The sequence below is a fragment of the Terriglobus sp. YAF25 genome (genome assembly GCF_052113305.1).
Taxonomy (GTDB): domain Bacteria; phylum Acidobacteriota; class Terriglobia; order Terriglobales; family Acidobacteriaceae; genus Terriglobus.
In genome coordinates, this window is record NZ_JBFRCY010000356.1 from 1 (window position 1) to 8,023 (window position 8,023).

An 8,023-nucleotide genomic window follows, 5' to 3' on the forward strand; every position below is an offset into this window, starting at 1 on the left:
GATGAGTCTAGCCCATGCACTGGGTGCCCCATGTCCCTCGGGGACATGGGCCCGGTCTTTACTTTCCTAAGCAGGGAAACAATCTCTTTGGAGCTGTCGTTAGAGAGCTGGAAATACGGTCGCGCAAAGCGCGATACCCCACCCTTCGCGGTAAAACCGCGAAGAATGGGGCAACGAGAGCGTACAGCGTCCGAATTTGTCGACATAGCAGCAAGGGCCACAAGGGAGCCCAGTGAAGCTATAAATAAAGCATGGTTGGATCGCTCGTTGCGGAAACGAAGCCTTCAGGACTCGTGCTGAAGCGCCTTCAGCTCTCTTCTGAAGCGGAGTTCAGCGATCTGCTCAGCCTCTATGAGGAGGCGTTCCCAAGCTCCGAACGTAAACCGGTGGCGGTACTGCGTCGCATGCTTGCTGTGGAACAGTACTATTTTCTTCTAGCAACGGAGAATGAAGTAACAGTCGGATTCGCGATTGTGCGTGTACTTTCCGGCGGCACCGCGGCGCTGCTGGAGTACATGGCTGTTGCGCCGTCGCAACGTCGCCGGGGGATTGGTGGTCAGATTGTCCTTGCCGCTGCCCGGGYGGTTAACGCCCCACCGGTAACGCTTCTGCTTGAGGTGGAATCTGACAATGTCAAGAGCCCGGATCAGTCGTTGCGCACAAAGCGGAAACACTTCTATCGCGCCTTGGGAGCGCTCGAGCTGCGCAACCTTAGCTGGATCATGCCGCCTGTCATCGCGACACTGCCGCCGGCGATGGAGATGATGGTCCTCGCTCCAGCGGCCAGTACTATTCGGCGGGAAGAGTTACGGCAATGGCTGGTGAATATCTATGTCGATGTCTATGGACAGAGCGCGGACGATCCACGCATCGACGTTATGTTGAGAGAGCTTCCGGAAGAAGTAGAACTCATCTGAGCAAACAAAAAGGCGCCCAGTGCAATGGGCGCCTTTGTTGACGTGAGATCGGTTACTTCTTGTTCAGCTCATTCTCAATGGCGGTAATTACTTCCGGGGAGTCAGGCTTTATCGCCGGTTCGAAACGGTTGACCGGTGTCCCACTGCGTGCGATCAGGAACTTGGTGAAGTTCCACTTGATATCGCCACCGACAGCGGGATTTGCCGCCTTGTCCGTCAGGTAGTGATAGAGCGGCGTCTGATCTGCGCCGACGACCGAAACTTTCGACATCATCGGGAAGGTTACGTGGTACTTGCGGTTGCAGAAGGTCTTGATCTCAGCTTCGGTGCCGGATTCCTGGTTGGCAAAGTTATTGGCCGGAACGCCAACGACAACCAGTCCCTTGTCCTTGTACTTCTCATAGATGGCTTCCAGCGCGGTGTACTGCGGTGTAAATCCGCACGCGCTTGCCACATTCACGACAAGTAGAACCTTGCCCTTGTACTTCGCCAGGGAGGTCGGCTCACCATCGATTGTCTTCAGGCGGTAGTTGTAGACCTGCGTTGCTGTTCCGGCAAATGCCGCGATCGTAAAGCAGAGCAAGGACAGTATCAGTCGTTTCCGCACAGGTTTCTCCATTTCGCTAGCCATAGATGGCGTGTGCGGCCATTATAGAGATCGCGCTGCAGGGAGATGTCACCGACTGATCTTCTAGCTTTCTCCTTTGCGCAGGCTGTCCAGCTTTTTCTGAACTGCGTCTCCTTTTGCTCCTAGTTTCAATGCTTGCTCGAAAGCGGCGATTGCGTTCTTTCTGTCTTTCTTCTGGAGATAGGCTTCCCCAAGGTTGTCGTAGGCATCCGCTGATTGCGGATTCTCCCGCACGATCTGAAGAAACACAGGTAGGGCATAGCTGTATCTGTCGACCTTCAAAAGTTCGTACCCGAGCCAGTTCATGTCATAGATCACGTCGGCATCTTTACCCTCGGTGCTGTGACGAAAGCCGGTGTAGGTTGCCATCATCTGGCTGGGAGTGTCGTTGTTCGCCTGCTCGAGCATCTTCAAAACAACGGCTGTGATTCCTGATGGATGTACCTCAGGCGACTGAAAGATTCCAGGATCGTTGAGCGTGTTTGCTTCGATGGAGGTCCATTCCACTCCGTCGATGACTTCGCCTGTGTTGAAGTTCACCTCTTCCTCGCGCGAGAGAAGCCGGACTCCGTTCACTTCCAGGTTTTTCGTATAAACAGCGACGGTGTCGACGGCATCGCCACGCGCGTGAATCGGAAGCTTAGCCCGCGTCATGCGAATGGCATAGGTCTGCGGATCGAAGTAGTAGAGCATGCCCGATCCGCAGTCCGGCCTGTCGATCTGAATGGTTTCGACATCCACGCCAAGAACATGCTGTGTGCCGAGATAAGTGGCGCGGAACCCGCGCTCTTTGTAGTCGATGAAGAGATAGTCGAAGGCGGCTCCACAGTGCAGGGCATGTTCGGCCTTATTGACGGTGCGCACCATCCGTTGCTTCGGCCAGTTGAGCTCCCATCCGCGCAGGCCATCGAAGCCTTCGACGATTCTGCTCCACTGCCCCTGGCAGCCAGGAATCTCCGGTCTGCACCCTACAAGGCGTAATCCCGGGCGCATGCGCACCATTACCGAGCTTGACGTCTTGGTCTGCACGTACTCCTGCTGATAGCTACCTTCGTAATGGAACCCGCGATAGATCAGGCTGTGGAGAGCGTGGATCTTCTCGATGCCACCCATGGCGCCGACCGCCCTATGGATGACCTCATCCGCCTTCGTGTCTTGTGCCATCAGGCTTGGCGCCGTAAAGAGGATCGCTGTCAGCAGCCACAAACATGCCATCGTCGTCTCTCCCGTGTCTCTTAGACAAGCGGCGGTTGAGCCGGTTAGGGAAGAAAAGGGGCGTATGACGATAAACTGGAAGTTCCGCGCGCGGAATCTGCATGCCTGCCGAAATCATTCTCCAGCAAACTCCGGACGCCGCCGCCCTGCTCGACAGGCGCGAGCAGCTTGCCGGTGTTCGCGTCAGGCTCGCCGAGTGCGAATCGGAGCTGGCACAGCTTCGTGCGCAGCTCAAGGCCTTCGAAGGCCGGTATCTCCGCCAGGTTGGCATTCTTTACGCCGAGCTCGATGATCTGGAAGCGCGCATCGCCGAGCGCGAAGTTTCCCTGTATGACTCGGACGCAGCCCGTCAACGCGCCCAGGAAGCCCGCCAGCGAGCACAGGAGACGCATGATGCCGCGTTCGGTGCGGCGCGCGAGGCGGAAGAGTTCGATCCGCCGCCCAATCTCAAAACTCTTTTTCGCGATGTCGCCAAGCGTATCCATCCGGACTTCGCTCGCGATGATGCCGAACAACAACACTTCACCCTACTGATGGCCCGCGCCAACCAGGCCTACCGCCGCGGCGATACCGAAACCCTGCAGCGCATGCTGGACGACCATCGCGAGATCAATGCATCCATTGCAGGCGAAGACGCTGCTGCGGAACTCCTTCGCATCAGCCGCCAGATCCAGCACGCCGAGCGCGATATCGCCGCCCTGGAGGCAGAACGGCACACGCTGCTCGCCAGTGAGATCGCCCAGCTATTCCTCGACACTGAGAATGCAGCCCGCGAGCATCGCGATCTACTCACGGAGCTGGCCACCAGCCTTCAGGAGCAGATCGCTGACGCTAAGTATCGCTTTGAGTTTGTCAACCGTCAGATCAATGCTTATGGAAGATAAGACCAAAGTCGGTTTGCAGCACCTCCCCACCGGAGCTGCGCTGTCGKTGCATTCCACACGCTCTGGCCTGATTGCCTCGGCCTGATGTATCAGAAGGGGGAAGGGGTTCAGCAGAGCCTTGCTGAAGCCGCCCACTGGTATCGTCTGGCGGCCACGCAGACCTTCCCCGAGGCCCAGCAGAAGCTGGCCGGTCTTTACTACTTTGGCCAGGGAGTCCCGCAGAGCTATGCGCAGGCGGCAACGTGGTATCGCAGGGCGGCCGACCAGGGCAACGCTGAGGCCCAATTCCAGCTTGCGCATCTCTATGCCACCGGGCAGGGCGTCGAGCATGATTATGTGCAGTCCCGCTATTGGACAAAGAAGGCCGCCGAGCAGGGACACGAAGCGGCAGTTCGAGAGCTCAAGCGCCGCGAATATCGCGATCCATAGCGATCTCAACACCGGATGAGGCTCTCGTTTACGGACGAGGTGCGCTACTGGTTCGTCTCATCGTGGTTTGTGGATAAAGCCTTGGTATGCGCATGACCTCAGCGGCTAAAGCCGCATATCGTGCAGTACCGGTCCGGCATGGCTGAAGCCATGCCCTTAAGCGAGACGGAGCGCCTTTGGCGCTCTAAGAAATTCATCCTAAGCTAAAAGCTGGTTCTATCGGTCTTCCACGATCGAATGTTGATACGCCGACATTTCCTCACCGCAACTTCCTTTAAGATCAGTCGAGGACTATGGCTGAATCGAAGTTTCCCGCGCTGGCTCTTCCCCTGTTGCAACACATCTCCAACGAACTCAATGTTCCGCTACGCAGCCTTGTGGCTGTGATCGAACTACTGGATGACGGCGGCACGGTTCCGTTTATCGCCCGCTACCGTAAGGAGGCGACCGGCAACCTCGATGAAGTACAGATCCGTTCGATCGAAGAACGCGTGACCTACTTCCGCGAGCTGGTCTCCCGCCGGGAGACGATTCTGGCCTCCATCGCGGAGCAGGGCAAGCTCACCGAAGATCTCAAGGCCCGTATCGAGGCCGCGATGGATAAGAGCGAGCTCGAGGACCTCTATCTCCCCTACCGGCCGAAGCGCCGCACCAAGGCCACCATTGCACGCGAGGCCGGGCTGGAGCCGCTGGCAGAGTATTTGTGGGCGCAACAGCGTGGCGAGCAGGATCTGGTCACTCTCGCTGCCACCTTCGTCGATGCAGAGAAAGGTGTCGCCGATGTGGAAGCTGCGTTGGAGGGCGCTCGTCATATCGTTGCTGAGCGCATCAGCGAAGACGCCGATCTGCGTAAGGAGCTGCGTCAGGTCCTGTTCGATGAGGGCATCATCGTCTCGCGCAAGGTGATGGAGCTTGAAGGCGATTCTCCGAAGGATCCGCAGGAAAAGTTCAAGATGTACTACGAGTACCGTGAGCCGGTGAAGACGATTCCGTCGCACCGTATGCTGGCGGTCCGCCGCGGTGAAGAAGAAGGCGTGCTCTACTTTCTGATCGAGAGCGATCAGGAGCGCATTCTGGCGTTGCTGCGGGCACGGGTTCTGCGCGACCAGGGAGACTGGACGTCGCACATGACCCTCGCACTGGAAGATGCGTGGACGCGTCTGATGAAGTCATCGATCCAGAGTGAAATTCGCCTGGAGCTGAAGCGCCGTTCTGATAAGGAGGCAATCGAGGTCTTCCGCGAAAATCTCCATCATCTCCTGCTGGCTCCGCCGGCTGGTCCGCTTGCTGTGCTCGGTATCGATCCCGGCCTGCGCACTGGATGCAAGCTTGCCGTCGTCGATGAGACCGGCAAGTTCCTGGCGCACGATGTGATGTATCCGCACACCGGCAAGGCCCAGGTGGAGCAGTCCAAGCAGAAGGTCGCGGCGCTGCTGAAGGGGCACAATGTGCGTGCGATCGCCATCGGCAATGGAACCGCATCGCGTGAGACCGACCAGTTTGTGCGCGAGTTCCTGCGCGAACATCATCTGAACACTGTCTTTTCGGTCACCGTAAGCGAGAGCGGCGCCAGTGTTTACTCCGCGTCGGACGTTGCGCGGCAGGAGTTCCCGGATCTCGATCTGACCGTGCGCGGAGCCATCTCGATTGCGCGCCGTCTACAGGATCCTCTCTCTGAGCTGGTGAAGGTTGATCCCAAGGCGATCGGCGTCGGTCAGTATCAGCACGATGTCGACCAGAAGGCGCTGCAGGAGTCGCTGGAGCATACGATTGAGAGCTGCGTGAACCGCGTTGGCGTTGATCTGAACACAGCGTCGTGGACCCTGTTGCGTTACGTTTCAGGTATCAGTGAGCGCACGGCACAGAGCATCGTCAGCCACCGAGACAACAACGGCAAATTTGTCTCGCGGCAGCAATTGCTGGAGGTCTCCGGCGTTGGACCGAAGACCTTCGAACAGGCCGCAGGCTTCCTGCGCATCCGCGGCGGTGTGAATCCTCTCGATTCGACAGCAGTGCACCCGGAGAGCTATCGGGTCGTTGAGCAGATTGCTTCGGCGATCGGGACACCGATCGAAGATGTCATCAAGAATCCGCAGTTGCTGGAGAAAGTCGATCGCTCGCGTCTCGATGCAGGATCGTTCACGCTGAATGACATCCTCGAAGAACTGCGCAAGCCCGGACGCGATCCGCGCGAGAAGTTCGTTGCCCCCAGCTTTGCTGAGGGTGTCAACGAGTTGAGCGATCTGCAAGAGGGCATGGTGCTGGAAGGTGTCGTCACCAATGTCACCAAGTTCGGAGCGTTTGTCGATGTTGGTGTACACCAGGATGGCCTGGTTCACATCAGTGAGCTCTCGAACAAGTTCATCAAAGATCCGCATGAGGCCGTAAAGACCGGACAGATTGTGAAGGTCAAAGTGTTGGGAGCGGATGAAAAGACGCGCCGCATCTCACTATCGATCAAGCAGCTTGAGGCTCCTGCCGGACCGAAGGTGAAGAATGCAAGTGCAGCCCCCAGCGGAAACGGACCGAATCGGGCAGCCGGCGGAGCCAGGCCTCCTGCAGGGAAGCCGCGTCCTGCTGCTCCTGCTCCACCGCAGACGATGGAAGAAAAACTCGCCGCCCTCGGCGGCAAGTGGAAGACAAGATAAAAAGTTAGGCCCGGCGAAACTGCCGGGCCTTTTTATTGCGGAGAGAAACCTGTCTTAGACGTTCAGTACGCCGCCGGAGACCAGCAGCGTCTCACCGGTCACCCAGCGGGCGTCGTCGGAGGCGAAGAAGGTGACGGTCGGAGCGATGTCATCGGGTTGACCGATGCGGCCGAGCGGCGTCTTTGCAACTACGTCTTTCTCAAAGTCGGTGCCCAGGAAGTCTGCTGTTCCCTCGGTCGCTACCAGACCAGGGTTTACCGCGTTCACGCGAATCTTCTTCGGGGCAAGCTCCTTGGCGAGCGAGTAAGTGATCGTATCGACTGCGCCCTTTGTTCCGGCGTAGATGGTCCCGTTCGGAACGCCGGTGCGGACGACAGAGCTGATATTCACGATGCTTCCACCCTCGGCGGGGAAGAGCGGCACGGCTGCTTGCGTCACCTGCAGCAGGCCCAGAACGTTGGTGCCGTACTGCTTCTGGAAGTCMTCAGCGGTGACCGCTTCAATCGGAGCAAAACCATAGATGCCTGCGTTGTTGACCAGTACGTCGACGCGACCGAACTGCTGCTTCACATCAGCGAAGAGCTTCGTCACATCGTCTTTGTTCTCGACGCGACCGCCGATGGCGACGGCTTTGCCGCCGGCCTTGGTGATGTCATTGACGACCTTCTCCGCGCCTTCGCGGCTGCTGGCGTAGTTCACCACAACCGTCGCGCCCTCTTTGGCGAGATCTTTCGCAATCGCCGCGCCAATGCCTTTGGAAGCTCCCGTTACCACCGCCACCTTATTCGCCAGACGTCCCATGACCTTCTCCTTTAATCGTCCCGTCATCATTTCAACGTTTCGATAGTCGTCTAAATGGATGGCGCGTCCGAGAGGAACGATTCAACTCTTTTTCCTCAGGCGGGCTGCGAGCGGTATGCTCAGGGGAATTTCCTATTAGGAGTGCTCCATGAACAAAGGTCGCAGATCTGTGGTCGCCTCTGTGTCTACTCTCGGGCTTGCACTGCTGGCCCCGTTTGCGAAGGCGGAGGCAGCCTTACGTAAGAAGATCTTCAGTGCGAACCCTCCATCAACGCCGCCGGCGGTTTATTCGCCCGCGGTCGCGTATGGAAATCTGCTGTTTCTCGCCGGGAAGAGTTCCCGTAGCGCCGCGCCGGGAGAGATCCATGCCGATGCGAAATGGGTCTTCGACGAGTTGGAGAAGGAGTTGAAGAACGCGGGTTCTTCGATGGAAAAGGTGCTGAAGGTGAATGTCGCGCTGAGCGATATCAAGGACTACGCGGCGCTCAATGAGATCTTCGC

General features: G+C 57.9%; 8 protein-coding genes. 5 read left to right on the forward strand and 3 right to left on the reverse strand.

Annotation, left to right across the window (positions count from 1 at the left end):
- Nucleotides 1-293: 293 nt before the first annotated feature.
- Nucleotides 294-917, forward strand: coding sequence for a GNAT family N-acetyltransferase (locus AB4043_RS15390; RefSeq protein WP_442307446.1), 624 nt, complete (start codon nt 294-296; stop codon nt 915-917).
- 52 nt (nt 918-969) lie between these two features.
- On the opposite strand, the gene AB4043_RS15395 is transcribed toward AB4043_RS15390, so the two are convergent.
- Both AB4043_RS15395 and AB4043_RS15400 read right to left on the reverse strand, forming a co-directional pair.
- On the reverse strand, nt 970-1,524 hold the full coding sequence (locus AB4043_RS15395; RefSeq protein WP_442301000.1) for a glutathione peroxidase: 555 nt from the start codon (nt 1,522-1,524) through the stop codon (nt 970-972).
- A gap of 84 nt (nt 1,525-1,608) precedes the next feature.
- Nucleotides 1,609-2,760 (reverse strand): tetratricopeptide repeat protein, encoded by a 1,152-nt coding sequence (locus AB4043_RS15400; RefSeq protein WP_442300999.1) that lies wholly within the window; start codon nt 2,758-2,760, stop codon nt 1,609-1,611.
- A gap of 101 nt (nt 2,761-2,861) precedes the next feature.
- Here AB4043_RS15400 and AB4043_RS15405 point away from each other — a divergent pair, with 101 nt between their 5' ends.
- The 3 genes from AB4043_RS15405 to AB4043_RS15415 all read left to right on the forward strand — a co-directional run bounded on the left by AB4043_RS15405 (nt 2,862) and on the right by AB4043_RS15415 (nt 6,721).
- Nucleotides 2,862-3,644, forward strand: coding sequence for a hypothetical protein (locus tag AB4043_RS15405; RefSeq protein WP_442300998.1), 783 nt, complete (start codon nt 2,862-2,864; stop codon nt 3,642-3,644).
- Between the two features lie 84 nt (nt 3,645-3,728).
- Nucleotides 3,729-4,073 carry a tetratricopeptide repeat protein gene (locus tag AB4043_RS15410; protein ID WP_442307447.1) on the forward strand — a complete coding sequence of 115 codons (345 nt, stop codon included), beginning with the start codon at nt 3,729-3,731 and terminating at the stop codon, nt 4,071-4,073.
- 293 nt (nt 4,074-4,366) lie between these two features.
- The gene (locus tag AB4043_RS15415; protein ID WP_442300996.1) at nt 4,367-6,721 is read left to right on the forward strand and encodes a Tex family protein; all 2,355 of its coding nucleotides are present in this window, start codon (nt 4,367-4,369) and stop codon (nt 6,719-6,721) included.
- Nucleotides 6,722-6,775: 54 nt separating this feature from the next.
- On the opposite strand, the gene AB4043_RS15420 is transcribed toward AB4043_RS15415, so the two are convergent.
- A complete protein-coding gene (locus AB4043_RS15420; RefSeq protein ID WP_442307448.1) occupies nt 6,776-7,522 on the reverse strand; it encodes an SDR family NAD(P)-dependent oxidoreductase in 747 nt (248 codons plus the stop codon).
- 148 nt (nt 7,523-7,670) lie between these two features.
- On the opposite strand from AB4043_RS15420, the gene AB4043_RS15425 reads away from it, so the two are divergent.
- On the forward strand, nt 7,671-8,023 hold a 353-nt coding region (locus AB4043_RS15425; RefSeq protein WP_442307449.1), incomplete at its 3' end, for a RidA family protein.

What these genes read in the sequence shown, in the direction of transcription:
- AB4043_RS15410 (WP_442307447.1), top strand. Translation starts at nt 3,729, where the DNA reads ATGTATCAGAAGGGGGAAGGGGTTCAGCAGAGCCTTGCTGAAGCCGCC.
- AB4043_RS15400 (WP_442300999.1), bottom strand. Translation starts at nt 2,760, where the DNA reads ATGGCATGTTTGTGGCTGCTGACAGCGATCCTCTTTACGGCGCCAAGC.
- AB4043_RS15415 (WP_442300996.1), top strand. Translation starts at nt 4,367, where the DNA reads ATGGCTGAATCGAAGTTTCCCGCGCTGGCTCTTCCCCTGTTGCAACAC.
- AB4043_RS15405 (WP_442300998.1), top strand. Translation starts at nt 2,862, where the DNA reads ATGCCTGCCGAAATCATTCTCCAGCAAACTCCGGACGCCGCCGCCCTG.